This window comes from Streptomyces sp. CA-179760 (assembly GCF_050937045.1).
Lineage (GTDB): Bacteria > Actinomycetota > Actinomycetes > Streptomycetales > Streptomycetaceae > Streptomyces.
On sequence record NZ_JBNJLZ010000001.1, the window covers coordinates 1,065,159 to 1,091,318 of the forward strand.

At 70.9% G+C, this 26,160-nt stretch carries 16 protein-coding genes and 5 pseudogenes; 7 read left to right on the forward strand and 14 right to left on the reverse strand.

Features of this window, described 5'->3' with window-relative positions; genetic code table 11:
• Positions 1-107: 107 nt before the first annotated feature.
• Positions 108-2,357 carry a heavy metal translocating P-type ATPase gene (locus ACQEV8_RS04600; protein WP_432957536.1) on the forward strand — a complete coding sequence of 750 codons (2,250 nt, stop codon included), beginning with the start codon at positions 108-110 and terminating at the stop codon, positions 2,355-2,357.
• Between the two features lie 25 nt (positions 2,358-2,382).
• On the opposite strand, the gene ACQEV8_RS04605 is transcribed toward ACQEV8_RS04600, so the two are convergent.
• Entirely contained in the window at positions 2,383-3,039 is a 657-nt protein-coding gene (locus ACQEV8_RS04605; protein ID WP_432957538.1) for a class I SAM-dependent methyltransferase, read from the reverse strand.
• A gap of 164 nt (positions 3,040-3,203) precedes the next feature.
• Between ACQEV8_RS04605 and ACQEV8_RS04610 the strand changes: the two are divergent.
• Positions 3,204-3,901 (forward strand): annotated as a pseudogene (locus ACQEV8_RS04610) (phosphatase PAP2 family protein).
• Between the two features lie 187 nt (positions 3,902-4,088).
• A pseudogene (locus ACQEV8_RS04615) lies at positions 4,089-4,717 on the forward strand (class I SAM-dependent methyltransferase).
• Positions 4,718-4,833: 116 nt separating this feature from the next.
• On the opposite strand, the gene ACQEV8_RS04620 reads toward ACQEV8_RS04615, so the two are convergent.
• The 9 genes and pseudogenes from ACQEV8_RS04620 to ACQEV8_RS04660 all read right to left on the reverse strand — a co-directional run bounded on the left by ACQEV8_RS04620 (position 4,834) and on the right by ACQEV8_RS04660 (position 15,249).
• Positions 4,834-7,311 (reverse strand): tyrosine-type recombinase/integrase, encoded by a 2,478-nt coding sequence (locus ACQEV8_RS04620; RefSeq protein WP_432957540.1) that lies wholly within the window; start codon positions 7,309-7,311, stop codon positions 4,834-4,836.
• Positions 7,308-8,600: a tyrosine-type recombinase/integrase gene (locus tag ACQEV8_RS04625; protein ID WP_432957542.1), complete on the reverse strand. Its 1,293-nt coding sequence runs from the start codon at positions 8,598-8,600 to the stop codon at positions 7,308-7,310. The genes ACQEV8_RS04620 and ACQEV8_RS04625 overlap by 4 nt, the downstream gene beginning before the upstream one ends.
• Before the next feature lie 91 nt (positions 8,601-8,691).
• Complete coding sequence (locus ACQEV8_RS04630; protein ID WP_432957544.1) at positions 8,692-9,291, reverse strand: hypothetical protein; 600 nt, start codon at positions 9,289-9,291, stop codon at positions 8,692-8,694.
• Between the two features lie 5 nt (positions 9,292-9,296).
• Positions 9,297-10,157, reverse strand: a complete 861-nt coding sequence (locus ACQEV8_RS04635; RefSeq protein WP_432957546.1) for a carbohydrate ABC transporter permease — start codon at positions 10,155-10,157, stop codon at positions 9,297-9,299.
• Positions 10,154-11,092 (reverse strand): carbohydrate ABC transporter permease, encoded by a 939-nt coding sequence (locus ACQEV8_RS04640; RefSeq protein ID WP_432957548.1) that lies wholly within the window; start codon positions 11,090-11,092, stop codon positions 10,154-10,156. Before ACQEV8_RS04640 ends, ACQEV8_RS04635 begins: the two co-directional genes overlap by 4 nt.
• Positions 11,089-12,372, reverse strand: coding sequence for an ABC transporter substrate-binding protein (locus ACQEV8_RS04645; RefSeq protein WP_432957550.1), 1,284 nt, complete (start codon positions 12,370-12,372; stop codon positions 11,089-11,091). Before ACQEV8_RS04645 ends, ACQEV8_RS04640 begins: the two co-directional genes overlap by 4 nt.
• A gap of 75 nt (positions 12,373-12,447) precedes the next feature.
• A complete protein-coding gene (locus ACQEV8_RS04650) occupies positions 12,448-13,209 on the reverse strand; it encodes a cupin (RefSeq protein ID WP_432957552.1) in 762 nt (253 codons plus the stop codon).
• Positions 13,203-14,128: pseudogene (locus ACQEV8_RS04655) on the reverse strand (PmoA family protein). Before ACQEV8_RS04655 ends, ACQEV8_RS04650 begins: the two are co-directional and overlap by 7 nt.
• Positions 14,125-15,249 carry a Gfo/Idh/MocA family protein gene (locus tag ACQEV8_RS04660; RefSeq protein WP_432957553.1) on the reverse strand — a complete coding sequence of 375 codons (1,125 nt, stop codon included), beginning with the start codon at positions 15,247-15,249 and terminating at the stop codon, positions 14,125-14,127. The pseudogene ACQEV8_RS04655 and the gene ACQEV8_RS04660 overlap by 4 nt, the downstream one beginning before the upstream one ends.
• Before the next feature lie 288 nt (positions 15,250-15,537).
• On the opposite strand from ACQEV8_RS04660, the gene ACQEV8_RS04665 reads away from it, so the two are divergent.
• Complete coding sequence (locus ACQEV8_RS04665; RefSeq protein ID WP_432957555.1) at positions 15,538-17,124, forward strand: alpha/beta hydrolase; 1,587 nt, start codon at positions 15,538-15,540, stop codon at positions 17,122-17,124.
• Positions 17,125-17,319: 195 nt separating this feature from the next.
• On the opposite strand, the gene ACQEV8_RS04670 is transcribed toward ACQEV8_RS04665, so the two are convergent.
• Positions 17,320-18,069, reverse strand: coding sequence for a response regulator (locus ACQEV8_RS04670; RefSeq protein WP_432957557.1), 750 nt, complete (start codon positions 18,067-18,069; stop codon positions 17,320-17,322).
• A gap of 248 nt (positions 18,070-18,317) precedes the next feature.
• Between ACQEV8_RS04670 and ACQEV8_RS04675 the strand changes: the two are divergent.
• The 3 genes and pseudogenes from ACQEV8_RS04675 (at position 18,318) to ACQEV8_RS04685 (ending at position 21,331) form a co-directional block, all read left to right on the forward strand.
• Positions 18,318-19,300, forward strand: a pseudogene (locus ACQEV8_RS04675) (Bug family tripartite tricarboxylate transporter substrate binding protein).
• Positions 19,297-19,836 (forward strand): tripartite tricarboxylate transporter TctB family protein, encoded by a 540-nt coding sequence (locus ACQEV8_RS04680; RefSeq protein WP_382587006.1) that lies wholly within the window; start codon positions 19,297-19,299, stop codon positions 19,834-19,836. Before ACQEV8_RS04675 ends, ACQEV8_RS04680 begins: the two are co-directional and overlap by 4 nt.
• A gap of 1 nt (position 19,837) precedes the next feature.
• On the forward strand, positions 19,838-21,331 hold the full coding sequence (locus ACQEV8_RS04685) for a tripartite tricarboxylate transporter permease (protein WP_432957559.1): 1,494 nt from the start codon (positions 19,838-19,840) through the stop codon (positions 21,329-21,331).
• Positions 21,332-21,408: 77 nt separating this feature from the next.
• Here ACQEV8_RS04685 and ACQEV8_RS04690 read toward each other — a convergent pair.
• From ACQEV8_RS04690 to ACQEV8_RS04700, 3 genes and pseudogenes are all read right to left on the reverse strand, one after another.
• Positions 21,409-23,336 (reverse strand): annotated as a pseudogene (locus ACQEV8_RS04690) (DUF2264 domain-containing protein).
• A 22-nt stretch (positions 23,337-23,358) separates the two neighbouring features.
• Positions 23,359-24,426, reverse strand: a complete 1,068-nt coding sequence (locus ACQEV8_RS04695) for a LacI family DNA-binding transcriptional regulator (protein WP_432957560.1) — start codon at positions 24,424-24,426, stop codon at positions 23,359-23,361.
• A gap of 31 nt (positions 24,427-24,457) precedes the next feature.
• On the reverse strand, positions 24,458-26,107 hold the full coding sequence (locus ACQEV8_RS04700; protein WP_432957561.1) for an extracellular solute-binding protein: 1,650 nt from the start codon (positions 26,105-26,107) through the stop codon (positions 24,458-24,460).
• Between the last annotated feature and the right edge of the window lie 53 nt (positions 26,108-26,160).

Consider the following 26,160-nt stretch of genomic DNA (forward strand, 5'->3'; position numbering starts at 1 on the left):
CTCGCGCTCGGATGCGGGGCTTCCATGCACTTCACCATACCCCTAGGGGTACCTAGTCAAGCTACCTCCTCGCTTGCGAATGATACCCCTAGGGGGTATACAGGGGCATGACCACCGGAACGATCGGCACCGAAGTCGAGCTCGTCATCGGAGGCATGACCTGTGCCTCCTGCGCGGCGCGCATCGAGAAGAAGCTCAACCGCATGGACGGGGTCACCGCCACCGTCAACTACGCGACCGAGAAGGCGAAAGTCAGTTACTCCGGCGAGGTCTCGGTCGGGGATCTGATCGCCACGGTCGAGGCAACCGGGTACACCGCTCAGGAACCGGCACTCCCCGAGCGGCGCACCGAGCCCGCCGAGGAAACCGACGATCTCCGCCCGCTGCGCGAGCGGCTGGTCACGGCCGTGGTGCTGGCGGTTCCCGTCGTGGCCATGGCCATGATCCCGGCGCTGCAGTTCGAGTACTGGCAATGGCTGTCGCTCACGCTGGCCGCGCCCGTCGTGACCTACGCGGCCTGGCCCTTCCACAGGGCCGCGTTCACCAACGCCCGGCACGGCGCGGCCACCATGGACACGCTGATCTCGGTGGGCACCTCGGCCGCGTTCCTGTGGTCGCTGTGGGCGCTGTTCTTCGGCACCGCGGGCACGCCGGGCATGACGCACCCCTTCGAGCTGACCATCGAGCGCACGGACGGCGCGGGGAACATCTACCTGGAGGCCGCCGCGGGCGTGACGGCCTTCCTCCTGGCCGGGCGGTACTTCGAGGCCCGTGCGAAGCGCAAGGCCGGGGCGGCGCTGCGGGCACTGCTGGAGCTGGGCGCTAAGGACGTCACCGTGCTGCGGGACGCGGGCCGTGAACAGGCCGTTCCGGTCGCGGAGTTGCGAGTCGGCGACCGCTTCCTGGTCCGGCCCGGCGAGAAGATCGCCACCGACGGGACGGTCGTCGAGGGTTCCTCCGCCGTGGACGCCTCGATGCTCACCGGCGAGTCCGTGCCGGTGGAGGTCGGCGCCGGCGACCCGGTCACGGGCGCCACGATCAACGTCGGAGGGCGGCTCGTCGTGCGCGCCACGCGAGTCGGCTCCGACACCCACCTGGCCCGCATGGCGAGGCTGGTGGAGGACGCGCAGAACGGCAAGGCCGCGGCGCAGCGGCTCGCGGACCGGATCTCCGCCGTGTTCGTGCCGGTCGTGATCGCCCTCGCGCTGGGCACGCTGGGCTTCTGGCTCGGCAACGGCGCCGGACTGACGGCCGCCTTCACCGCCGCGGTCGCCGTCCTCGTCATCGCCTGCCCGTGCGCCCTGGGTCTGGCCACGCCGACCGCGCTGATGGTCGGCACCGGGCGGGGCGCCCAGCTCGGCATCCTCATCAAGGGCCCGGAGGTCCTGGAGTCGACGCGCAGGGTCGACACCGTCGTCCTCGACAAGACCGGCACCGTCACCACCGGCCGTATGACCCTGCTCGCCGTGCACACCGCCGACGGCATCGGCGAGGCCGAGGTACTGCGGCTGGCCGGGGCGCTGGAGCACTCCTCCGAGCACCCGATCGCCCGGGCCGTCGCCGACGGTGCGCTGGAGAAGCTGAGCGGCGCGCTGCCCACGCCGGAGGACTTCGCCAATGTGCCCGGGCTCGGTGTCCAGGGCGTCGTCGAGGGCCACGCGGTGCTCGTCGGGCGGGAAAGGCTGCTGGCCGACTGGGCGATGGAGCTGCCGGAGGGGCTGGCCTGTGCCAGGGCGGCAGCCGAGGGCGCCGGGCGTACCGCCATCGTGGTTGCCTGGGACGGCGAGGCGCGTGCGGTGCTGGAGGTCGCCGACGCGGTGAAGGAGACGAGTGCGGAGGCGGTCGGACGGCTGCGCGCTCTCGGACTGACCCCCATCCTGCTGACCGGCGACAACGAGGCGGTGGCCCGGTCCGTCGCCCGCCAGGCCGGTATCGCTCCGGAGGATGTCGTCGCCGAGGTGCTCCCACAGGACAAGGTCGAGGTCGTCAAGCGGCTTCAGGCCGAGGGCCGTTCGGTGGCGATGGTGGGCGACGGTGTCAACGACGCGGCGGCCCTCGCCCAGGCCGATCTCGGACTGGCCATGGGCACCGGCACGGATGCCGCGATCGAGGCCGGGGACCTGACCCTCGTGCGGGGCGACCTGCGGGCCGCGGCGGACGCCATCCGTCTCTCCCGCCGCACCCTCGGCACCATCCGCTCGAACCTGTTCTGGGCCTTCGCCTACAACGTTGCGGCCCTGCCGCTGGCCGCGGCCGGACTGCTCACGCCGATGATCGCCGGGGCGGCCATGGCCTTCTCCTCGGTCTTCGTCGTCGGCAACTCGCTGCGGCTGCGCACGTTCCGGGCCGCCGGCTGAAGTGGTCGCGGGACGGGGGCGGCGGTCAGCGGTGGTGCCACACCAACGTGTAGCGCCAGAACAGACGGCGGCGCAGGCGGGCACCGGGCAGGACGGCTCGGGCCTCGCGGAGGATCTCGGGGAAGGTCATGTCCGCCGGTCTCGTGGGGGCGGTCATCGAGGCCGGGCGTGCTGCCCGGCGGCCCCGGTTCTTCACCAACGCCATGACGATGTTGAGCGGGATCGACGCGATGCCGAGGACGTGGTCGATGGGAGTCTCTTCTCGGGAGAGCCCGACGACGACCAGCGTGCCGCCGGGGGCGAGACGGTCGCGGAGGGCCTTCAGGGTCTGCTTGAACGGCAGATGGTGGAGCACGGCGACACAGGTGATGACGTCGTACGGCCCGTCGGGAAGCCCGGTCGGCGCGTCGGCCACCGCGTAGGTCACCGGGGCCGTCGCCGGGGTCAGCTCCCGTGCCCGTGCCGTGATCGCCGGGTCGGCGTCGATCCCGTGCACCTGTGCGGCCCGGGTCGCCAGCAGCCGGGCCAGGTCACCACTGCCGCACCCCACGTCCAGGGCGCTTCCCACACGGGCGGGCCGTTGCCGCAGGATCCAGCGGTGGAAGTGGGCGTTGTGGTCCCAGGGGCGGGCGGAGTGGAAGCGGTCGAGTGCGCGCAGGGCCCGGGGCAGCGGTGACGTCATGCCGCAAGTTCACCAGGTCGCCCGGGCGGCGGTGCCGGGGCCGGCTCACGGATGGCCGTCCGCCGCTTGGGCACTCGGCGGGTACCGGCCCGCGGGGGCGCCGAGCGTGCGCCCGGCGTGAGCCGGTACCTTGCTGGGGAAAGGCCACTGCGGGGAGAAGCAACATGACCGATCCGACGATCACAGACGCGGACGCCCCCCGTCCGCTGCCGAGCGGAGGGAAGCCCGCGAGCGGACCCGGCCGGCTCCTGACCGCCGTACTCGGCGATCTCAGGGCCGTGGACGGCGCCCTGTACGCGGCGGTGGCCGCCACCCCACACCCACCCTCGACCGGACGCTGCGCCATCTGTCGCACGCGGCCGACCACTCCAAGATCTCGTTCGGCATCGCCGCCGCCCTGGCGCTGGCCGGAAAGCGGCCGCGCCGGGCAGCGGTCGTCGGCGTCGGGGCGATCGCCGTGGCGTCGGCCTCCGCCAACCTGCTCGGCAAGCGCCTGGTGCGCCGGGCCCGGCCGGACCGGGAGGCTGCCCGGGTGACCGTGGACCGGCATGTCCGGATGCCCACGTCGGCCTCGTTCCCGTCCGGGCACACCGCGTCGGCGGTCGCGTTCGCCACCGCCGTCGGAGTGGTCCTGCCGCCCGCCGCGGTGCCGCTCGGGGCGCTGGCGAGCGCGGTCGGCTACTCCCGCATCCACACGGGCGTGCACTATCCGGGCGACGTGGCCGCCGGCGCGGTCCTCGGCATCGCGAGCGCCGCGGCGGCACTGGCAACGGCTGCGGCCACTCCGTCTGCACGGACCCAGGCGCTCCTGGCTACGGCTCGGTCGTGGCCGCGGATCAGCATCGGTTCCGTCGGCCGTTGAGGCGACGGAAACCGTTCACACGCTGCAGGCCGCTGAGGCGACGGAAACCGTTCACACGCTGCAGGCCGCTTCTCCGAACTACCGGGGCGTCCCGTGGTCAGGTGACAGGACGATCAGTCCTGCGGGGAAGGGGCCGGTATGGGGCCGGAGAACTGCTGTGAACGACGAGGGTGTTAGCTTCCCTCCCGTGTTAAAACACCAGGACGAGACCAGGGCGGCCTACGACGGGGTCGTCGAACTGTATGCGTCGATGTTCGCTAATCGGTTGGAGACGCAGCCGTTCGCGCGGAACATGATCGGCACCTTCGCCGAGCTCGTGCGTGGCACGGGGAACCTGCGGGCAGCCGACGTCGGGTGCGGGCCCGGCCATTTGACCGCCATGCTGCGCGACTTGGGGTTGGACGCCTTCGGGCTCGACCTCTCCCCGGCTATGGTCGCCCACGCCCGGCGGGCCCATCCGGCGCTGCGGTTCGACGAAGCACGAATGGAGGCCCTGCCGGTCGAGGACGGCGCGCTCGGCGGAGTGCTGGCCCACTACTCGATGATCCATACCCCACCTGAAGAATTGCCCGCGCTGCTCGCTGAGCAGGTGCGTGTCTTGGCACCAGGGGCCTGCTCCTGGCGTCCTTCTTCGGAACCGAGGGGCCGGAGCCTGTCCGCTTCGACCACAAGGTGGCGCCTGCCTATAGCTGGCCGGCGGAGCAGTTTGCCGAGTTGCTGGCCGGGGCCGGACTCGTCACGGTGGCTCGGTTGCTCCACGACCCAGCGTCCGAGCGGGGCTTCCTCGACACCCACCTGCTGGCCCGCCGCCCGTAGAACGTGGCCCGTGGCCGGGGTCGGGGTGGTGTAGATCATCCGCGTGGACGAAGCTCGTCCAAGCGCCGCGTTCTGTGGCGGTGTCCGCTGAGCACGCCGGATTGACAGCCGTTCAGTCACGCAGGTCCCGGCGGGGTGGCCGCCGCAGTGGTGCGAGCAACGATCTCCCGGAAGGTAGGGATTCCCAGGTCGACAGACTCCTGCTTCCGGGAGATCTGGGTGTCGAGTTGGGCTAGCTTCTCCTCGGCGTGGGTCAGGCTGCTCTGCAGCCCTTCGATCTCGCCGAGCCAGCCTTCCCTTTCGGCTTCCACGATGCGCGTGAGGAGGTTGTCGCGGATTTCGACAAGCCGGGGACGTTCTGTCGCGCCGACGATCAGGGCGGGGCATCGGACGCAAGCGTGTTCGTGAGCACAGTCAGTTCCGTATGCGCGGCCGCAGTCGCCCAGGGCGAGCTTGCGGCGCTCAAAGTGTCCGAGGAACTCTCCCCATTCTTCAGGGGTGACGGTGCGGTATTCGTCGGCAGGCCGCAGAGCCCGGCGCCGGGCGATGAACGCTCGGTGTGCCTCGATGGCATCAGTGGGGTAGATCGCGGCGTATCCCATCGTCGTTCCGATGTGGTCGTGACCAGCGATGACCTGGGCGATGTGAGGGGGCAGGCCGTTGAGGATGGAGTCCGTGATGAAGATCCGGCGGAAGTCGTGGGGCTGGAAGATGAGGGGGTCACCCGCGCTGTCCGTCAGACCTGAGGCCAACAAGGTGACGTCGAGTCCCCGACGGATCGTCGCTCGTGACAGCGGACGCAGGTAGCCGCCAGAGCGATCCTGGAACAGGAGAGGCATCGGCGGGTTCCAGACCCGTTCGTAGTGATCGTAGCTACGGAGAACGGGGACTCTCCCGTCCGAGCCTCGGACTCGAGAGACGACCGTGCTCAACACGTCCGCCAGCTCCGGCGTGACCAGGACAAGTCGCTCTTGGTCGGTCTTCGACGGGGCGATCTGCAGGAGCGGAACGGCCTGTCCGGTGGTGGGGAGCTTGTAGCTGACGATGCTGTGGTGCCCCAGCTCGAGGAGTTCCTCGATGCGGATGCCGGTGTGTCGCAAGATCTCGATGGCAGCCCACCCCCAGAATGCGCTGCGTTCCTCACCCGCGAATGAGCGCCGGGTGCCCTTCGCGTCCCAGGCATGGATCGGGCGCCCGTCAGCGCATTTGCTGAAGCGCGGGACTCTGAAGGTCTCACCAAGCACGCTGAAATCCGAACCGAGCGGGGCAGCGTTGAGTGCATCGAGGCGCATGGTGGCCTCTTTCAGTAGGCGGTGAGCCGTCTTCACCAGCGTGGGCAGGGCCGGCAGGCGCTCGCGAGTACGTTGGTCCATGCGGGCCTTGAGCTGCTTCTCAGCCTTTCTTCCCGAGCACTCGGCTTCGCTGATCGGGCAGGGCGCCACCCAGGCGGCCCACTGGCCGGGGTCCTCCACTGCCCACTCCGCCAGGTCCAGGTAGAAGGCTCTGACCTGGGTTTTGATCCCGATCGCACCTCGGCGTGGCTCTGTGAACTCCCGAAATGATCCATCGGGCAGACGCTTGCGGACGGTCTTCGTAGCCAGGCGGACCTTCCAGGCAGTGATCACCTCGGCAGGCAGCCGAAGAGAGTCGATGCCCGGATGATGCCGCTCCAGGTCGCCCCAGAACCGAAGCGCCAGCGAGATCGTGAGCGCCTGCAGCGTCGTGAAGTCGAGCCCTACGGACCGATGGGAGAGGTAGGCGACCAAGAGATCGCGGATCGGACGGCACTGCAGTTCGTAGCGGTCGACAAGGTCCGCCGGGGTGAGTTGCCCCGTACGGTTCGAGATCCGGAACAGCGTGTGCGGTGCGTCTGCTGGAAAGAGACCCAAGTCGCGTAGCCAGGTGTAGGCAAGCTGGATCCGTCCATTGCTGTTCCTCGGATTCTTGCTTTGCCAGAGCAGCAGGTCGCCGACGACGATGTCCTCGATGGCGCCGCCTCGGCAGGCCATGATCTCCGCAATGGTCTTCAGCCCGGACGAGATATTCGCAGCCGAGATGTTGGTCGGCAGTGAAGCCCTCAAGCGGGCGAACCCCTGGGGGTCGCGTGTGGTCTCCAGAGCCGGCCGAAGATGCCGCGATCTTGACCCGATGAGGAACTCCGGGTCGGGTCTGACGGCATCCGCGCAGAGCAGCGCCAGCACCCCGACGAGAAGCGTTTCACGGCGCGATACTCGCCCTTCCGGGCGGGCCCAGGCTGCGAAGGCATCCCTCCACCCCTGCGACGCAATGTGCTGGCCGTGGGCAGGGCTCCTCTGCCAGCGCTGTTGCCAGGTTTCTCCCGGAAAAGTCATCAGCCAGTCGAGGAGGAGCCGTGCCCCGAACATTCGATTCGCCTGGGCACTGGGTTCCACAGCTCGTAGCGGTGGGCGAGCCAGCCGCTCAAGGACCTCTTCACGCGTGACTGCGGTCGCTTCCCACATGCTTGGTCTTTCCCGATGCGGGAATCGGTTCATCAGCTTGAGCTCTTCGGCGCCCACCATGCTGGTGACCCGCGGAACGAAGCTCGAGCCGACGTGCGTCGCAGTGCTCGTCATGAGGCGTCCCGGCCGAAGAGGATGGACAAGGAGTCGGGGTTGTAGGACGGCTCGTCAACAGGCACAGGATTCTCCTCGCGTCGCTTCTCCTGACGGGCGTGGTGGGCGAGGCCGGCTCTGATGACGTCGTCCCTGGTCGGACGGTTGTAGATGTCCAGGGTCGACAGATACTTGTGGCCGAGGATCTTTTGCACGTAAACCGGCGGCATGTTCGGGTCATCGAGCATCATGAACGTCGCCGTGTGCCGCAGATCGTGAAGGGTCCAGTTGGCGCCAAGGAGATCGTTGGCGCGGTTGAACATCATGCGCGCCGCGTCGTATTCCAGCGGCGGCCGCCATGGGCGCCGCAGCGTCCACCACAGCGGGTGGTGGCGGCCCCGGGGGACGCCCTTCTTCCAGGCGGACTCTTGGTAGAGCCGCAGCCAGACGAACGCGTCAGGGGTGGCGGCCAGGTCCTGGTAGTCGCGGGTGCCCTTGCGGATCACACTGACGGCCTGCTCGCCGACAATCGCGCCGCCCTGCTTGACGGTGAGCAGTTCCTCGGCGCGGGTGCCAGTGGCGACCCAGAAGGCCAGCAAGGCGCGGTCACGATGAGAACGGAGGCTGGCGAAGACCTTGGTGTACATCTCGTCGGGAATCCGCCGCGGGACCCGCTGCGGAACGGTCGGCCGGTAGAGGCCCGTGCGTCGGTTGCGGTGCTTCTTCCCACCATCACGCTGTGTCCCGAGCTGGGACAAGCGGCGCCCACGGACCAACGGGAAGGGGTTGACCAGCAACGAACCGGTGCTTTCATCCAGATGGAAGTTGTAGAACTCCCGCAGCACCGTCTCGCAATGAGCCCGGGTTGCCGACGAGTACTTGATCCCGACCGTGGGCTTTCCAGTCACCGGATTCGGTGTCCCCGGTGCCGGCCTGCCGCTGCGAGGCGGTGGGACCTTGGAGAGAGCCTTGCCGCGATGGCGCCAATGGATGCGCTTCGGCTTGTCCGCCACCTTCATCCACAACATGAAGTCCCGGGCGTCTTCCCGGGTCGCACGGTCCCACTCGATCCCGAGCGCCCAAAGGAACCGGAACCAGCGCAGCAGATCCATGCCGTACGAACGTGGCGTCAACGGCGAGCTGTCCCTCGCCATCAGCTCCTTGAGGTAGAGCGCAACGGGCGCAACCGGCCTCCCGCGTCCATCCAGCACCCTGTACGGCTCCCAGGGATCTCCCGTCTTCAGCAACTGGCCTAACTCAGGCAGGACAAAATTCCTCAGGTCCCTTCCGGACCGCTGCTCATCAAGCACCTCGGGAAGCTAGCAGATACCTGGTCTGACCTGCGAAGACAGTTGAGTTAGTTCGGTTAACAGGCCTGGAGCGCCTCAACGGCTCCTGATGTCAGCCGTGTTCCAGGAGAACCGCAGCCGACCGGCGCACATCGACGGCTGTGAGCGCCAGGGCCAGTGGCCCCGGGGCCAGGAAGGCCAGGGGCAGCAGCATCCAGGCGCACAGCGCGGCCGTCGCCACGGCGAGCAGGACCAGCCCGCTGCCGCCCACGTCCGCCACGGCGTCCCGGGCGGCTCCGCGCACCGCCGCACGCCAGTCGGTGAGCGACTCCGGGCGTCCGCAGGCCCGCAGGCCGATGACCGCCGCGCAGGCCCCGATGACGGCGGCGGCCACCGCGAACACCGGCGCCCCGGGCAACCCCGCCCCGGCCAGCGCCAGGTCAGCCGCGAACAGCAGCAGACCCGCCAGCGCGACGCCACCGGCTAGCAGGTCACCGGCCCGGAGCCGGCCCCGCAGCAGGGCGAAGTACCGCCCCGCCGTGACGGGCCGGTCCTGTCCCGCGCCGCGCAGTACGGCGCAGGCCGTCGACAGCGCGGCCGGTGCGGTCACCAGCGGCAGACAGGCCGCCGCCGTGGCGAGGCCGACGCTCAGCACATCGGCGAACAGGGCCATGCGCGGCCCGAACACCTCACCGGCCTCACGGGTCCGCATCCCGCTCACCCCTTGACTCCCGAGCTGGCCATGCCCTCCACCAGGAACCGCTGGAAGGCGAGGAAGAACAGCACGATCGGCAGCAGCGCGATCACCGACAGCGCGAACATCGGGCCGAACGCGGAGGTGCTGGAGGCGTCCACGAAGGAGCGCAGCGCGAGGGTCAGCGTGAACTTGTCCGGGTCGAAGAGGTAGATGAGCTGGGTGAAGAAGTCGTTCCAGGTCCAGATGAAGGTGAAGATGGCGGTGGTGATCAGGGCCGGCCGGGTGAGCGGCAGGACGACCTGGAAGAAGCTGCGGAAGGGGCCGCAGCCGTCGATCCGGGCCGCCTCCTCCAGCTCACGCGGCAGCCCGCGCATGAACTGCACGATGAGGAAGACGAAGAACGCCTCGGTCGCGAGGAACTTCGGCAGGATCAAAGGCCAGTAGGTGTTCACCAGGCCGAGCTGGTTGAAGATGATGTACTGCGGGATCAGTACCGCGTGGTGCGGGAGCATGATCGTGGCGATCATGAAGGCGAACAGCGGCCCGCGGAAGCGGAACCTGAGCCGGGCGAAGGCATAGGCGGCGAGCGAGCAGCTGATGACGTTGCCGAGGACCGCGCCGCCCGCGATCAGCAGGGAGTTGCCGAGCAGCCGCCAGATGGAGACGTCGTTGACGCCGTCCAGGGCGGTGGAGTAGTTCGACCACTCCACATGGCTGGGCAGCAGGTTCAGGCTCGCGATGACCTCGTCGGCGGGCTTGAGCGAGGTGGCCAGCAGCCAGGCGAGCGGGTACAGCATGACCAGCAGCGCGGCCAGACAGCCCAGGTGCACGGCGACACGGCCCCACCGAACGGGCCTGTGCGTAACGGTCGTAGAGGTCACCGGTCCCCCTCGGAGGCGTAGAAGACCCAGGAGCGTGAGGTGCGGAACAGCACCGCCGTGACGACACCGATCACGACGAGCAGCACCCAGGCCATGGCGGAGGCGTAGCCCATGTGGGAGGCGACGAAGCCGCGGTCGTAGAGGTACATGGTGTAGACGAGGGTGGAGTCGGCCGGTCCGCCCTTGCCCGCGCTGACCGCGAAGGCGGGCGTGAACACCTGGAAGGCCTGGATGGTCTGCAGGACCAGGTTGAAGAACAGCACCGGGGACAGCATCGGCACGGTGACCGACAGGAACTGCCGCCACTTGCTGGCACCGTCCACCGCCGCCGCCTCGTAGAGCTCGGCGGGGATCTGCTGCAGACCGGCGAGGAAGATGACCATCGGCGCGCCGAACTGCCACACCGTCAGCAGCGCGACGGCCAGCAGCGCGAAGCCGGGCTTGTTGACCCAGCCGCCGGTGCCGAGCAGGTTGTCCACCGTGCCGCCGTCGTTGAAGACCGCCCGCCAGACGAGGGCGATGGACATCGACGCGCCGAGCAGCGAGGGCGCGTAGAAGGCGGAGCGGTAGAAGGCCTTGCCGCGCTTCATGCCCTTCAGGGCGAGCGCGACGACGAGGGCGAGCGCCAGTTGCAGGGGCACGGCGATGACGACATACGTCAGGGTCGTCACGACCGAGCGCCAGTAGCGCGGGTCCTCGGTGAACATCTGCGTGTAGTTGCGCAGGCCCACCCACTTCGGCGGGTTGAACAGGTCGTAGTCCGTGAAGGACAGGTACAGCGACACGGCCATCGGCAGCAGCGTCAGGACGGTCGCACCGAGCACCCACGGGGAGAGGAACACCCAGGCGGGGCCCTCGCGTTCGCGCCTGGGGCGGCGCTTCGGGGTGGTGGCGGTGGCGCGCTTCGCCTCCGGGGGGATCGCGGTGGTGGTCATGACCTCAGCTCCGCCTTCGCCTCGGTGACGTAGTTCTCGGCCGCCTCGCGGGGCGACATGCGCGCGTAGGACACCTGGTCGTAGTCGCGCTGGAAGGTGGTCTGCAGGGCGTTGTCGCCCGAGGGCGGGGCCTGGGGCGGGTCCTTGAGTTTGCCGTCGAGGGACGTCTGGAAGTCGGCGATGGTCTTGTCGAAGTCCTTCAGCTCCGGGCCGATCGCGTCACGGATGGTCTCGTTGACCGGGATGCCTCGGCTCGCGCCGAGGATCTTCGCGGCCTGCCGGTCGTTGATCATGAAGTCGACGAGCTGGGCCGCCTCCTTGGGGTGGCCGGTGTTGGCCGAGACCCCGAGGAACATGGACGGCTTGAAGTACTGGCCGGGGGTGCCGTCCTCGCCGGACGGCATGGGGGCGAGGGCGACTCCGCCCTTGACGAGGGCGAGGAAACCGCTGGACGGGGCGTCCCAGTTGTTGTCGGCAGTGGACTTGCCACGGCCGAGCGGGGTGTTCTCCACGGAGCCGTCGAGCTGGGTGGTCTGCTCGGCGGGCGAGACGGCGCCCTCGCGGCGCAGCCCGTCCGTGAAGGTCCACCATCGGGTCAGGTCGCCGGCGGTGAAGCCGAGCCCGCCGCCCTCGGTGTAGAGGGACTTGCCCCGGCCGCGCAGCCAGACCTCGAAGGCGTCCTCGTTCTGGCCGGGGTCGGTCGCCCCTGGCCTGCCGGTCTTCTTCGCGAGGGCGCGCATGGTGTCGGCCCACTGGCTCCAGGTCCAGCTCTCGCCGGGGAGCGGCACTCCCGACTTCTTCCAGGTCCCGACGTCGTAGGCGACGGTCTCGGTGCCGCGGCCCTGCGGGATCGCGTACTGGACGTCGTCCACGCGGCCGGTGGCGAGCAGCCCCTGGTCGATCTCGGAGGTGCGCAGGACGGACTTCTGTTTCGCCAGGTCGAGCAGCACACCGCCGGAGGCGTACTGGTCGATCTGGCGGTAGTCCAGCTGCATGGCGTCCGGCGCGTCGCCGCCGGCGGCCTGGGTGGCGAGCTTCTGCTTGTAGGCGTCGTAGCCGGAGAACGACGTCGTGACGTCGATGTCCGGGTGCTGTTTCTCGAACAGCGCGACGGCCTGCTCGGTACGTGCCGCGCGGTCGGGGTTGCCCCACCACGTGTAGCGCAGCACGACCTTGCCGCCTGAGACGGATTGACCGGGTCCTCCGCAGCCTGCCAGCACGGCACACAGTGCCAGTGCGGCGGCCGACGCGCAGAACCCCTTTGTCCTGTGTCCGGGCATGCCGAGGTCACCTCTCCTTTCCTCGGACTTCCTGTCGGCCCCCCTCGGCCTGTTGCCCCCGGCCCCCTTGCTCGGTTACTCGCCCTGGTACGGCAGCGTCGTCCCGGGCAGGTTGTACTCGTCCCGGCGGCCGCACATGCCGAAGCCGCCGAGCCGGGTGGGCGCGGCCTCGTGGGCGGTGGCCTCGCCGAGATGGACGGGCTCCCCCGCCTCCAGCGCGTCGAGCTGGGCGCCGGTGCGTTCGGCGGTGGCCAGCGCACCCGCCCGCCACAGCTCGCGCCAGGTGGGCACCTTGTCGCGCACGATCCTCGCGGCAGCCCGCTGGAACTCCAGGTACGGGCCGTTGTCGCCGGCTTCGAGGGCCTCGCGCAGGACGAGGTAGCCCTCGACGGCGAGGTCCCTGCGGCGCCGGGCGGCCGCCGCCGTCTCCGGGCCGGTGCCGGGCGGCAGCTTCGCGGCGGCGGCGTACTTCTCCGGGTCGGCGAGCACCTCGGGCGGGAAGGTGAAGACCGCGTCTCCGGCCTCGGGCAGGCCGCTGTTCTGCATCAGCACGGTGATGCGCAGGTCGCCGCCCTGCACCATGCGGTGCACGGTGCCCGGTGTGAACCAGGCGATGGAGCCGGCCGCGAGGGGGATGTCCCGGTAGCCGTCGGGGCTCAGCGTCTGGACCGCGCCCCGGCCGCCGGTGACGACGTACGCCTCGGTGCACACCAGGTGCAGATGCGGGCTGCCGCCGCAGACGCCGTCGGCGGCCTCCCAGTCGTAGGCGCTCAGATGGGACAGGCCGATCGCGCCGGGCAGGGGGTGCGGCAGGGCGGGCTTCGGGTCGCTCACCACGGCAGGCTCTCCATGTGGGTGCCGACCCGGTCGCGGTCCCAGGCGCCGTCGGCGACGACCAGCCGGTAGCAGTAGCCGAAGGACTCGCCCGGCGGGAGTTCGAACTCCTCGAAGAAGGCCCAGGAGAAGGCGACCGTCGGGAAGGGCTCGGCGCGGACGAACCAGTGCGACTCGTGGATCGCGGACGTCTCGTCGAGGTTCTCGGGCGCGTGCGCGAAGACGAGCGTGGAGTGGCCGTCGACGTCGTCGTGCTCGGTGGTGAAGGCAAGCCAGGGGCCTTGGGTGCCCATGAGCTTGCCCGCGTCGGCGTCGGTGTCGGGGGCGAAGACCGTGCCACCGGTGAAGTCGCGCGGGCCGCGCCACTGCAGTCCGGTGTAGCCGGCCATCTCACGGCCCGCGGTGGTCGGTGAGCCGAAGGCCAGGGGCTCGGAGCGGAGGTTGGTGAGGCGGATCGACCAGTCGAGGGCCCAGGATCCGGCCTCCTCGTCCACGGAGTGGACGGTCAGCCCCGCACCTCGCGGGCCCACTCCTCGCCGCCGTTCTCGACCCAGGTGAGGTTCTCGGTGAAGGCGAGCCGGTCGTCCTCGACCGTGAAGTCAGTGAAGCCGTCGTGCCGCATCGAGCCGACGCGCTCGGGCAGGGGGAGATAGCCCTGGCCGTGGACGTAGCAGTTGCCGCCCCAGAAGTTCTGGCCGGACAGATGGCTGGAGGTCATCTGCAGGCCCTTGTGCCAGCGGTGGTCGTTCGGGCGGTAGCCGGTGACCGTGCGGCCGGAGAGGGTGCGCACGGGGTGGGCGTACGGCTTGCGGGACTCGAAGGGATCCGGGTCGGGGCGGTAGACGTAGCGGAGGATCTCCGTGCCGCCTGCCGCCGTGACGGCGATGTCCTCGCCGTGGGTGTGGGTGACTCGGATGCTCATGCGCGCTCCTTGGGGGCCCAGTCGGGGTACTCGCCGTGCATGGCCTCGTAGAAGGGGTCGCCGGGGCCGATCTCTCCCGCGCGCACCGAGCGGCCGGTGAACGCCGCCTTGTACAGGGCGGCGGCGAATTCCAGGGTGGCGCGGGCGTCCTGGCCGCTGCCCGGTGGCCGGGTGCCGGTGTCGTAGGCGTCGAGGAGCGTGCCGAGCTGGGCCGTGTGCGAACTCGGCACGTCGTTCGCGGGAGTGCGCCAGGCGGTGGCGCGCTCGGAGGCGACGTGCGGGGCCGGGGTGTAGGCCCAGCTGTCGTTGCTGTGGCCGTACAGGTGGGTGAGCTCGACCGTGGCGTCCGCGCAGTCGACGCGGACGCGGCTCACCTCGTCCGGGGACAGCACGCTGTTCACGACGGTCGCGAGGGTGCCGCCGCGGAAGCGGACCAGCGCGGTGGAGACGTCCTCGCTCTCGGTGTCGTGGACCAGGCGGGCAGCCATCGCCTGGATCTCCTCCCACTCACCGAGCAGGTGCAGCAGCAGGTCGTACTGGTGGATGCCGTGGCCCATGGTCGGGCCGCCGCCCTCGCTGGCCCACTTGCCGCGCCACGGCACCGCGTAGTACGCGGCGTCCCGGTGCCAGGTGGTCTGGCAGTGCGCGACCAGCGGGGCGCCCAGCTCGCCGCTGGTGATCAGCTCGCGGGCGTGCACGGCGCCCGAGCCGTAGCGGTGCTGGAAGACGACCGAGGCGTAGGTGCCGGAGGCCTCCTCGGCGGCGGCGATCTCGTCGTACTCGGCGAGTGACAGGGTGAGCGGCTTCTCGCACAGCACCCAGGCGCCCGCCTTGAGCGCGGCCACCGTCTGCTCCCGGTGCAGGGAGGGCGGTGTCCCGATCAGGACGAGGTCGGGGCGTACGGCGTCCAGCATCGCGTCCATCGAGGTGTACCCGGCGACCCGGTCGCCGGCCAGCTCGCGGAAGGTGTCCAGTCGCTCCTGGTCCACGTCGACTGCGGCGACCAGCTCCACCCGGTCGGAATGGGCCCGCAGCGCGGGCAGGTGGCTGCCGCTGACGATGGCTCCGGTGCCGACGACGGCCACGCGGCGGCGGGTGGGAGACCCTGGGGACACGGACATGCGGCGCTCCTCGGACGGCCGGTGGACTCACGCTTGGAAAGCGCTTGCACTCGGAAGGCGACCCTAGGCGCGGGACCATGTCTGGACAACCCCCCAACGGCGACCTGCACAAGGTCTGCGCGAGCGTTCTCCCAGCTTGGGGCCCGGATTCCGGTTCTCGTCGGCCTCACAGAAACGGCATTCCCCCGGCTGGCCACTGGGGTTGCCCCCACCACGAACCGGCTGCCAGCCGGAGTGATCGGGCAGCGGCCCGTCCCTAGCGTTCTGTCGCAGGAGATCCCCTTGGACATGCACCTGCCAGACAGCGGAGGGGACATCTACGACAGAAGGGACATCCACGTGTTATCCCGTTCCTCGGGAACCGCGAGAAGAGCCGCCCTCGCCCTGACGGCAGCCGCCCTCGCCTGCACGGCACTGCCCGCGACGGCCCGGGCGGCCCCCGATCCTCTCGCCCGCTACCACCAGCAGCACCTCGACTGGAAGAGCTGTGTGCTCGACCCGGAGGACACGACCGGCAAGGAGCTGCGGCAGGCGGGCGCCCGATGCGCCGACGTCACCGTGCCGCTGGACTACTCGGACCCCGGCGGCCGTACGATCACCGTCGCGATATCCCGGATCCGCGCCACCGACACCGGCCGACGGGTCGGCCCGCTGCTGCTCAACGGTGGCGGACCCGGCGGGCCGTCGCTCGGCGACCCCCCGTGGGTGCGCAAGGCGATGAAAGACGTCGCCGCACGGTACGACGTGGTGGGCGTCGACCCCCGTTTCATCGGCCGCAGCACCCCGCTGGACTGCCGCTGGCCGACCGGCTCGGCATGGCGCGGGGCGGGTGCCGACCGGTCCGGCTTCGACCGCGTGACCGCGTTCTCGAAGAACCTCGCCGGGCTCTGCCGCGGCAACGCGGGCGACGCCCTGCCCCACGCCACGACCCGCAACACCGCGCGCGACATGGACGTCATCAGGGCCGTGCTGGGCGAGCGGCGGATCTCCTACCTGGGCTACTCGTACGGCAGTTACCTCGGCGAGGTGTACACCACGATGTTCCCCGGCCGCACCGACCGGGTCGTCCTGGACGGCGTGATCGACCCGGACCGGTACGGGCCGAGACTGCTGCTGGGTGCCGAGCGGGCCAACCGTCACGCGCTGAAGGGGTGGGCGTCCTGGGCCGCCGCGCGTGAGGGGGCCTACGGGCTGGGCCGTACACGGGGCGAGGTGCTGGCGAACGTGGAGCGCATCCGGAAGGCTGCGGCCCGCACGCCGCTGCGGCTCGGCGGCCACCGGCTGGACGAGCACCTGATGCCCATGGTCGTCTTCAACGGCCTCTCCCAGCACAACGACGCCGCCTACGGAGACTTCGCCCAGGGCGTGCGCGACATGCTGCGGGCGTCCGAGGGACAGCGGGTCACGCCGTCGCCCTGGCTCGCCGGGGTGCTCGAGTTCACGCTCACGGGCGCCGACTCGCACTACGGCAGCGCACAGACGGCGATCCTTTGCGGGGACGCCCCCGCACCTCGAGACCCGGAGGTCTACTGGCGCGATGTGCAGCGCACGCGTGCGCAGGACCCGCTGTTCGCGCCTGTCACGCACAACATCAACCCGTGTGCGTTCTGGGACCGGCCGCGCGAACGTCCGACCAGGATCCGCGACGACCTGCCCGCCCTCCTCGTCAACGCCACCGGAGACCCGCGCACCGACTACGACGGAGCCGAGGCGGTGCGCGACAGGTGGCCCTCCTCGCGTCTGGTCACGCTGAGCGGTGCCGACCAGCACGCGGTGTACGGCGTCCACGGTGTGCCGTGCGTCGACGACACGGTCAACGCGTACCTCGCGACGGGCCGCCTGCCGGCGAGGGACGTCGACTGCGCCGCGCGATAGCGGGGCGGTCGCCGCTGTTCCGGAGGCGGCCAGCACCGCGAGTCCCTCCGAGGAATCACCCGAGGACGTGCTGCGGGCGCTCACCGAGCCCGGGAACCCCGCTGCTCGAGCAGTTCCCGGGCCGGCGGGGGCCGGCCTTCGGCTCACGGGGGCCTCCGGCGCCGTCGGCCCCTGCGCCGCCCGCTCGTGGTGGCGCTAGGCGCGCGCTTCGCCCCCCGGCCGGAACGCGGAGGGGCCGCGGAAGCGGTAGCGCCGTTCGGGGCGGCCCGCCACGCCGTAGCGCAGGGAGACCTCCACGCGGCCGACGGTGTGGAAGTGCTCCAGGTAGCGGCGGGCGCTCACGCGGGAGACGCCGGTCAGGGCGGCGCACTCGCTGGCGGACAGGGTGCCGTCCGCCTCGCGCAGGGCCCGCTCGACCAGCTCGGCGGTCTCCACGCTCATGCCCTTGGGCAGGGCGGCGACGGGCGAGGCCCCGCCGGCGGATCCGGCCAGCACCCGGTCGACGTCGGCCTGGCTGCGCACGACCGTGCCGAGGAGCCGGCCGCGCCGGTCGGCGTAGCGCTCCAGCCGGGCGCGCAGCTCCTCGGACTCGAAGGGTTTGAGGAGGTAGTCGACGACCCCGTGCCGGACGGCGCCGCGGACCGTCTCGGCCTCCCGGGCGGCGCTGACGACCATGACGTCGCAGTCGTGGCCCGCGGAACGCAGCCGGGGGATGACGTCGAGGCCGAAGATGTCCGGCAGGTGCAGGTCGAGCAGCACGAGGTCGGGGCGCAGCGCGTCGGCGGCGGCGACGGCCTGGGCGCCGGTACCGGCGACGCCGACGACGTGGAAGGAGTCGACGCGCTCGACGAAGGCTCGGTGAACCTTGGCCACCATGAAGTCGTCGTCGACCACGAGGACGTCGATCGTGCCGGTGGTGGCGGACGTGGGGGGCTCGCTGGTCATCGGGTCGCTCCTTCCGTGCCGGGGCCGCCCATCATGGCGTCCACCTGCGGTGAGGGAAAGAGATGCGCAGGGTGCGGTCCACGAGACCGGTGGAGGCACGGCCGGCCCGGCGACCGCAAAGACCAAAACCTCCGTTGGTTCCGCAAGAGAGACAGCCCGTCGACGCCCGGGCAGCATGTGGCCCACATCACCCTCCCCCACAGGGCCTTTACCTACCCGCATCGACGTACCGACAGGTGGTGGCACTCGTGCGCCTGCGCACTCCCCTGGCCCTGCTCGGGGCCGCCGTGCTCGTGCTCGTCGGACCGCCGCTGCTGACCACCGGCAGCGGCACCGAGACCGGCACACAGATCCCTGGCCTGCGTTTCATGGTCCCCAACACGCCCGGCGGCGGCTACGACATCACGGCCCGTACGGCCGCGAAGAACGCCGAGGACGCCGGACTGACCCACAACATCGAGGTGTTCAACCTGCCCGGAGCCGGCGGCACCGTGGGCCTCAGCCGGCTGGTGAGCGAGCAGGGCAACGGCAAGCTCGCCATGTCCATGGGGCTCGGGGTCGTGGGTGCCGTCCGTTCCAACGACGCGCCGAAGACGCTCGGCGACACCACGCCGATCGCCCGGCTCACCGAGGAGCAGGACGTCGTCGTGGTCGCCAAGGACTCCCCGTACAAGACGATCGACGACCTGATCGGCGCCTGGAAGAAGAACCCCGGCAAGCTGCCGGTGGGCGGCGGGTCCTCCCCGGCGGGCCGGACCATCTCGCGCCGATGCTGATGGCGCGGGCCGCCGGGATCCCGCCGAAGCAGGTGAACTACATCCCCTTCGACGGCGGCGGCGAGCTGCTCGCCTCCATCCTCGGCAACAAGGTCGCCTTCGGTGTCTCCGGTGTCGGCGAGTACCTGGACCAGATCAAGGCGGGCGAGCTGCGCCTCCTCGCGGTCACCGGCCCCAAGCGGGTCGACGGGCTCGACGGGCCGACGCTGAAAGAGGCCGGCTACGACGTGAACTTCACCAACTGGCGCGGCATCGTCGCCCCGCCCGGCCTCAACGACGGGGAGCGCGCCAAGCTCGTGAAGCTGGTCGAGGAGCTCCACGCCTCCGACGAGTGGCGCAAGTCCATGAAGCAGAACGGCTGGGACGACGCCTTCCTCACCGGTGACAAGTTCGGCGCGTTCCTCGACGCCGAGGACAAGCGCGTGGTTTCGGTGCTGAAGGAGCTGGGACTGTGACGACACAGACCGACATTCCCCCCGCCGAGACCGGCGGCGAACGCCGCTCGTGGCTGCGCGAGCACTCCGAACTCGGCGTGTGTGTGCTGCTGCTGGCCCTGGGCGTGCTCGTCCTGACCGACGCGCTCACCATGGACGTCGACATCGCCCAGCGCGGCCCCGTCGGCCCCAAGACCGTGCCGATCGTGGTCGGCGCGGGGCTGCTGGTGATCGCCGCGCTGCTCGCCGTGGACGTGCTGCGCGGCGGCCGCGGGCAGGCCGAGACCGGCGAGGACGTCGACCTGTCCGAGCCCGCCGACTGGCGCACGGTGCTGCTGCTCGCCGGGGTGTTCCTCGGCGCGGCCGTCCTCATCGAGCCGCTCGGCTTCCCCGTGGCGGGCGCGCTGCTGTTCTGGGGCGCGGCGTTCGCGCTCGGCAGCCGCCGGATCGACCGCGATCCGCTCATCGCGGCCGGGCTGTCCCTCGTCACCTACACCGTGTTCAACAATCTGCTCGGAGTGCCCCTGCCCGGCGGTCCGCTGATGGGAGTGCTGTGACATGGATGCCTTCAACTCCCTCCTGGACGGCTTCGGCACGGCCCTCACGCCGATCAACATCCTGTGGGCCGTGATCGGTGTACTGCTCGGCACCGCGATCGGCGTACTGCCCGGCATCGGCCCGGCGATGGCGGTCGCGCTGCTGCTGCCGGTGACGTACGGGCTCGACCCGATCGGCGCGTTCATCATGTTCGCCGGCATCTACTACGGCGCGATGTTCGGCGGTTCGACCACCTCCATCCTGCTCAACACGCCCGGTGAGAGCGCGGCGGTCGTGGCGGCCATGGAGGGCAACCCCATGGCCAAGTCCGGGCGCGGCGCCCAGGCCCTCGCGGCGGCCGCCGTCGGGCACTTCGCGGGCGGCCTGATCGGCACGCTCCTGCTGGTGGTGCTCGCCCCGACGGTCGCGAAGCTGGCCGTGGACATCGGCGCGCCGGACTACTTCGCCATCATGGTGCTGGCGTTCATCGCGGTGACGTCGGTGCTGGGCGCGTCCCGCATCCGTGGCCTCGCCTCCCTGCTCATCGGCCTCACCCTGGGCCTGGTGGGCCTGGACCAGATGACCGGCCAGCAGCGCCTGACCTTCGGCTCGCTCCAACTGGCCGACGGCATCGACGTGGTGATCGTCGCGGTCGGTCTCTTCGCGATCGGCGAGGCCCTGTGGGTCGCCGCCCACCTGCGGCGCAGCGCGCCGGAGCCGATCCCGGTGGGCCGGCCGTGGCTGGGTCGCGAGGATGTGAACCGGACCTGGAAGTCGTGGCTGCGCGGCCCGTTCATCGGTTTCCCGTTCGGCGCGATCCCGGCGGGCGGCGCCGAGATCCCCACCTTCCTGTCGTACGTGACGGAGAAGCGGCTGTCCAAGCACAAGGACGAGTGGGGCAAGGGCGCCATCGAGGGCGTCGCGGGGCCGGAGTCGGCGGCGTCCGCCTCAGCGGCGGGCACCCTGGTGTCGATGCTGACCCTGGGCCTGCCCACCACGGCGGTCGCGGCCGTCATGCTGGCCGCCTTCCAGCAGTACGGCATCCAGCCCGGCCCGCTGCTCTTCGAACGCGAACCCGACCTGGTCTGGGGCCTGATCGCCTCCCTCTTCGTCGGCATGGTGCTGCTCCTGGCCCTCAACCTGCCGCTGGCGCCGGTGTGGGCGAAGCTGCTGCGCATCCCGCGGCCGTACCTCTACGCCGGGATCATGTTCTTCGCGGCGGTCGGCGCGTACGCGGTCGGCGGCGAGGTGATCGACCTGGTGATCCTGCTGATCATCGGCCTGATCGGCTTCGGCATGCGCCGCTACGGCCTGCCGGTGCTGCCCGCCGTCATCGGCGTCATCCTCGGCCCGAACGCCGAGCAGCAGCTGCGGCGGGCCCTGCAGATCAGCGACGGCAGTGTCACGGGCCTGGTCAACACACCGTTCGCGGTGACCGTGTACGCGGTGATCCTGGTCCTGCTGGCCTGGCCGCTGCTGAAGAAGGCGGTGACGCGGGGGCGCGTGGAGGCCTGACGCGCATCAGGACTGAGGGCGTGGCTCACCCGAGCCACGCCCTCTCGGCATCTCTCAGGCGTCTCTCACAGCAGCTCTCACGGCGTGACCGACTCCCGCGTGCCGTCCGGGAACCGGATCTCCACTCCCCCGTCGGCCCCGGCCCGTACCCGGGTCCCCTCCACTTGGGCGTGCACCGCGGGGTCGGCGCTGAGTACGACCAGCGTCACCAGGAGGTGGGTGCCGCCGGGGTGGGACGGCAGGGTGAGGAGTGGCGTTGCCGAGTGGTGGCCGTATGCGTTGCCGCCCACCGCCGTTACGACCGTTCCCTCGTCGTCGCTCCAGCCGTGCAGGCCGACGAGCGTGCTGGTCAGGCCGTCCGTGCGCCGGGCCAGGGCCAGGCGCGGGCCGGTGCGGGGCGTCGGGGGCGCGGTGTCGTCGGCCACGGCCCAGCCGCCCTCGCGCACGGGCGTGCCGGGGGCGCGTCGACGCGGTGCACCCGGACCTCCCAGGGACCGTGCACCACGCTGACCGTCTCGATGCGGTGCCCTGCGCCACTGCCCGGGAGCAGGGCCCGGTGCCAGGAGGCGGCATGAGCGCCCTCGACGCCGAGGGGGTGGATACGGCCGCGCGGGGTCGGTGTGCCGTCGGGGGCGAGCAGGGCGATGTGGTTGTCGGGGCCCGGGTGCGGTGCCGGAGGGGTCTCCGGGGCCGTGGCGCTGGAGTAGGCGAACCGGGCGTAGTGCGGACTGTCCTCGGCCGTTGCCGGTGAGGGCGGCAGGCGGTCGCTGCCATGGTTGACGAGCCGTACGATCCCGTCGGTCGCGGTGGAGTGCAGCAGCCAGCCCGGGGCGGGTAACGCGAGGCGTAGGTCGGCCGATTCGACCGGGCCGGGTTCCTCGGTCGCGGTCCACACCGGGTGGTCGGCGGGCAGGAGCAGGCCGAGGAAGGCCTTGCTCGCCCAGTACGGGGAGGCCGGGCCCGAGTAGCGCTGGGTGACAGGGAGGAAAGGCCCGTACCAGCCGAGCGTGAGCAGTCCCTGCTCGTCGGGCACGCCCCGCTCGGCGAAGTGCTTCAGCGCGCCGGAGGCGAGGCGGCGGGTGCGGCCCGGCGGCAGTGGAGTGGCGTCGGCGAGGACACCAGCCCACAGGGGCGCGGTCGTGGCGAACCGGTAGGTGAGCGAGCGGCCCTGGTGGACGGGGGCACCGTCGGCGCCGAAGAAGTGCTGGTGGTGGTGGAGGAACGACCGCAGCCGTGCCCGGTGGGCCGCCACCTGCCCCGGGTCGGCTCGCGGTCCGGCGATTCGGGCCCAGAGCACCGGATACAGGTGCAGGGCCCAGGCGTTGTAGTAGTCGAACTTGCGGCCGTCGCCGTCGGTGTACCAGCCGTCGCCCCGGTACCAGTCCTCCAGGCGTGCCAGCCCGTCGTCGATCTCGCGGCGGCGGTGCGGGGCGCCGACGGAGGCGAGGAACTCCTCGGTGATGACCTGGAACAGCCGCCAGTTGGAGTCGTTGACGACCGCTCCGACGAAGCCGCCCAGCCAGTCGGCGATCCGCTGCCGTACGCGGTCGTCGAGCCGGTCCCAGATCCACGGTCGGGTCTCGTGCAGGGCGATCGCGAGGGACGCGGCCTCGACCATGGGCTGGCCCCGGTCGGTGATGGGCGGCCAGCGGTCGGGGCCGCGCGGGTCGGTGCCGGCGGCGAGCCCGGCCGCGTAGCGGTCGATGAGTGCCGGCTGCTGTCCGCCCGAGCCGGCGATACGGAAGGCCGCCAGCAGGAAGGAGCGGGCGAATCCCTCGAGACCGTCCGACCAGGGCCCGGAGTGGCTGGGCGGGCCGGGGAGCCGGTACTGGGCCAGGCCCGGGGAGGCGTACGGCAGCAGGGCGTCCAGGAGGCGGTCGGCGATCGCCTCCCAGTGGGCGCGGGTCCAGCCGGTGACAGGCGAGGTCAGCGGGTCGGGGGGCGGCAGCTCGGGAAGGTGGGGGAAGTGCGTCGGGTCGGGGAGCGACACGTGCGGCGCGCTCATGCGGGTGCGGTTCCTCCGTTGGTCACAGGGCACGCCCGGGCGGGGGCGCGCCGACGCTGTCGCGGACGACGATGTGAGTGCCGAGCAGATGGTGGGCCCCGGCGGCGTGCTCGGGGTCGCGCAGCGCGATACGCACGGCGGCGCGGCCGAGTTCCTCGGCGGGGGTGCGGACGGTGGTCAGCGGCGGGTTGAAGTCCTCGGCGAGCGGGATGTCGTTGTAGCCGACGACGGAGATGTCACCGGGGACGCTCAGCCCACTGTCGGCGATCGCCCGCAGGGCACCGGCGGCGACCATGTCGTCCCCGGCGAAGACTGCGGTGAACTCCCGTGTCCGCTTGAGGAGTTCGGCCATGGCGCGGTGGCCGGCGGCACGGCCCAGCCCGCAGTCGACGACGTGGGCGGCCTCGGGCGGCAGCCCGTGCTCGGCGAGGGCGGCCCGGTAGCCGGCGACACGGGCGTCGAGGGCGGTGTTGCCGGGCAGTCCGCCGAGGAAGACGATCCGGCGGTGCCCGGCCGAGAGCAGATGGGCGGTGACGGCGCGGGCCCCCGCCTCGTTGTCGAACTCGACGACGAGCGCGGGGATCTCCGGGCCGGGCGCGGGCCGGCCGCAGAGCACGAGCCGGGCTCCGGAGGAGTCCAGGGCGTGGGCGTAGTGGGCGACGCGCTCGCGGTAGGCGTCGTCCTCGACGACCCCGCCGACCAGGATCACCAGCCGGGCGCCCTCCTCCCGCATGAGCTGCACGAACTCCATCTCACGCTGCGCGTCCCCGCCGGTGGCGCCGACCACGCAGAGCCAGCCCCGGTCGGCGGCCTCCGCCTCCACTCCCTCGGCGACCTGGGCGTAGAAGGGGCTGGTGACCTGGCGGACCACGACAGCGGCCATCTTGCGGCCGCCGCCGACCAGGGCGCGGGCGTGCGCGTTGGCCACGTAGTCGAGGTCACGGGCCGCGCGCAGGACCCGGGCGCGGGTCCCGGCGGGCACCGGGTGGTTGCCGCTGAGCGCGCGGGAGGCTGTGGCCGTGGACACGCCCGCCCGCTCGGCGACCTCGCGGATCGTGACCCGCCCCTTGGACACCATGTCGTTCCCCATCCCCCGCGTCTCCTCTTCCGCCCACCGCTGTTCAGGTGTTGGCCTTGTGGTCCTTCGCGTACTCCTCGGCCATTCTGTCGCCGCCCCGGCTGCGCCACCGCTTCACCGCCGCGTCCCACTCCGACATCGGCAGACGTCCGGCGATGATTCCGGTGACGGTGTCGTCGAGGAGGGTCTGGAGGGTGGCGCCCTGGGCGTTGTGCGTCGCGGACTGAAGCCCGAACGCGGCGTTGCGGACGGCGTGCGGTACGACCTTCTGCTGCCAGGCGTGCAGGGCGCGTACGGCGTCGGGCATGCCGGGCACGAACAGCACCTGGGGGGCTTCGGCGAGGTACTTCAGTGGCAGGTTGGTGTTGTTCTCCACCTCGCCGAGCTCGGTGTACTCGGGTGAGCCGTCCTTGCCGCGGGTGAAGTGGACGCCCTCGACACCGTAGTGGACGAGTTCCCATTCCTTGCTGCCGAAGGGCGCAGCGAGGTAGTCGAGGATGCGCAGCAGCAGTTCGATGCGCTCCTTCTTCGCCTGTTTCAGGACGGTGTAGCCGAAGGAGCGGCGGGCGGCGACGATCCCGCCGGGCTCGCCCCCGACGCTGTACGGGAGGGCGGCTGCCGGGCTCATCTTGCCCTTGGACTCACGGTACTTGGGCAGATAGGCACCGAACCCGTCCTGCATGGAGCCGACGCTGCCGTTGTAGTAGAGGGTGGTCAGGTCGATCTGGGAGATGGACGTGGCGTCGGGGTGGTACGAGCCGTTCTTGCGCAGCTGCGCCCGGAAGGCGATCGACGCCTTGAACCGTTCGTCGGCCGCTGCCGGGAGGAAGGTGCCGTTCTCGGTGACGGCCCAGCCCTGGGGCGCGTTGTGGGCGGCGGAGTGGTAGCCGTTGCCGAACCCCGACTGGGCGGCGGCGCCCAGCATGTACGTCTTCCCGCGGGTGCCCCGCCGCGCCACGGCGGTGAAGTCCTCGGCCGTCCAGCCCTCCTTCATGCCCGCGTCCGCGAACATGTCCTGGTTGGTCCAGAGGGTCGACCCGGGCAGCGGGCGTTCCAGTGGGATGCCGTAGACGCGTCCGCCGATGCGGCCCATGTCTCGCCAGGCGTGGGTGGGGATGTTGCCGAGGTTCGGGTAGTCGGTGATCGCGTCGCCGGACAGGTACGGAGTGAGGTCCTGGGCGCGCCGCTGCACGAACTGCGCCTCGCGGGGCAGGGTGAAGCCGGAGAACATGTTGATGATGTCGGGCAGGGCCTCGGCGTCGCCCGCCATGACCGTCGCCATCTTCTTCTGGTAGTCGGCCTGGGAGATGATCGTGTACTCGATCTTCACGCCGAGGGCTTTCTCGACGGCCGCCCAGAACCGGTTCGCCGAGGCGGGCTTGGGCGGCGTGCCGAACGAGACGGTCATGACGCGGACGGTGGAACCGTCGCCCGGCGTGCGGGAGACCGACTTGACCAGGTCGGAGGGGTAGGACGTGTATCCGGCCTGGACGCCCTCCTCGGTCGGGGCGAGGTCCGGCTTCGGTCCGGTGGCGGGGCGGTAGGCCGGCCAGGGTGCGAGCTTCTTCCCGGCGTTGGAGACGTCGCCGTCGCCGGAACCCGAGGAACAGGCGGTCAGCAGACCGGGGACGGAGACGGCGGCACCACCGGCGGCCACGGAACGCAGCAGGGTGCGTCGGGACATGCTGGGCATGGGTGAATCACCTCGTGTCGGCTTGAGTCGGCTTTTGCTCGAGTCAGCTCTTG

What these genes read in the sequence shown, in the direction of transcription:
- ACQEV8_RS04640 (WP_432957548.1), bottom strand. Translation starts at nt 11,092, where the DNA reads ATGACCACCACCGCGATCCCCCCGGAGGCGAAGCGCGCCACCGCCACC.
- ACQEV8_RS04685 (WP_432957559.1), top strand. Translation starts at nt 19,838, where the DNA reads ATGGATGCCTTCAACTCCCTCCTGGACGGCTTCGGCACGGCCCTCACG.
- ACQEV8_RS04630 (WP_432957544.1), bottom strand. Translation starts at nt 9,291, where the DNA reads ATGCGGACCCGTGAGGCCGGTGAGGTGTTCGGGCCGCGCATGGCCCTG.
- ACQEV8_RS04620 (WP_432957540.1), bottom strand. Translation starts at nt 7,311, where the DNA reads ATGACGAGCACTGCGACGCACGTCGGCTCGAGCTTCGTTCCGCGGGTC.
- ACQEV8_RS04645 (WP_432957550.1), bottom strand. Translation starts at nt 12,372, where the DNA reads ATGCCCGGACACAGGACAAAGGGGTTCTGCGCGTCGGCCGCCGCACTG.
- ACQEV8_RS04600 (WP_432957536.1), top strand. Translation starts at nt 108, where the DNA reads ATGACCACCGGAACGATCGGCACCGAAGTCGAGCTCGTCATCGGAGGC.
- ACQEV8_RS04700 (WP_432957561.1), bottom strand. Translation starts at nt 26,107, where the DNA reads ATGCCCAGCATGTCCCGACGCACCCTGCTGCGTTCCGTGGCCGCCGGT.
- ACQEV8_RS04665 (WP_432957555.1), top strand. Translation starts at nt 15,538, where the DNA reads ATGCACCTGCCAGACAGCGGAGGGGACATCTACGACAGAAGGGACATC.
- ACQEV8_RS04660 (WP_432957553.1), bottom strand. Translation starts at nt 15,249, where the DNA reads ATGTCCGTGTCCCCAGGGTCTCCCACCCGCCGCCGCGTGGCCGTCGTC.
- ACQEV8_RS04695 (WP_432957560.1), bottom strand. Translation starts at nt 24,426, where the DNA reads ATGGGGAACGACATGGTGTCCAAGGGGCGGGTCACGATCCGCGAGGTC.
- ACQEV8_RS04670 (WP_432957557.1), bottom strand. Translation starts at nt 18,069, where the DNA reads ATGACCAGCGAGCCCCCCACGTCCGCCACCACCGGCACGATCGACGTC.
- ACQEV8_RS04605 (WP_432957538.1), bottom strand. Translation starts at nt 3,039, where the DNA reads ATGACGTCACCGCTGCCCCGGGCCCTGCGCGCACTCGACCGCTTCCAC.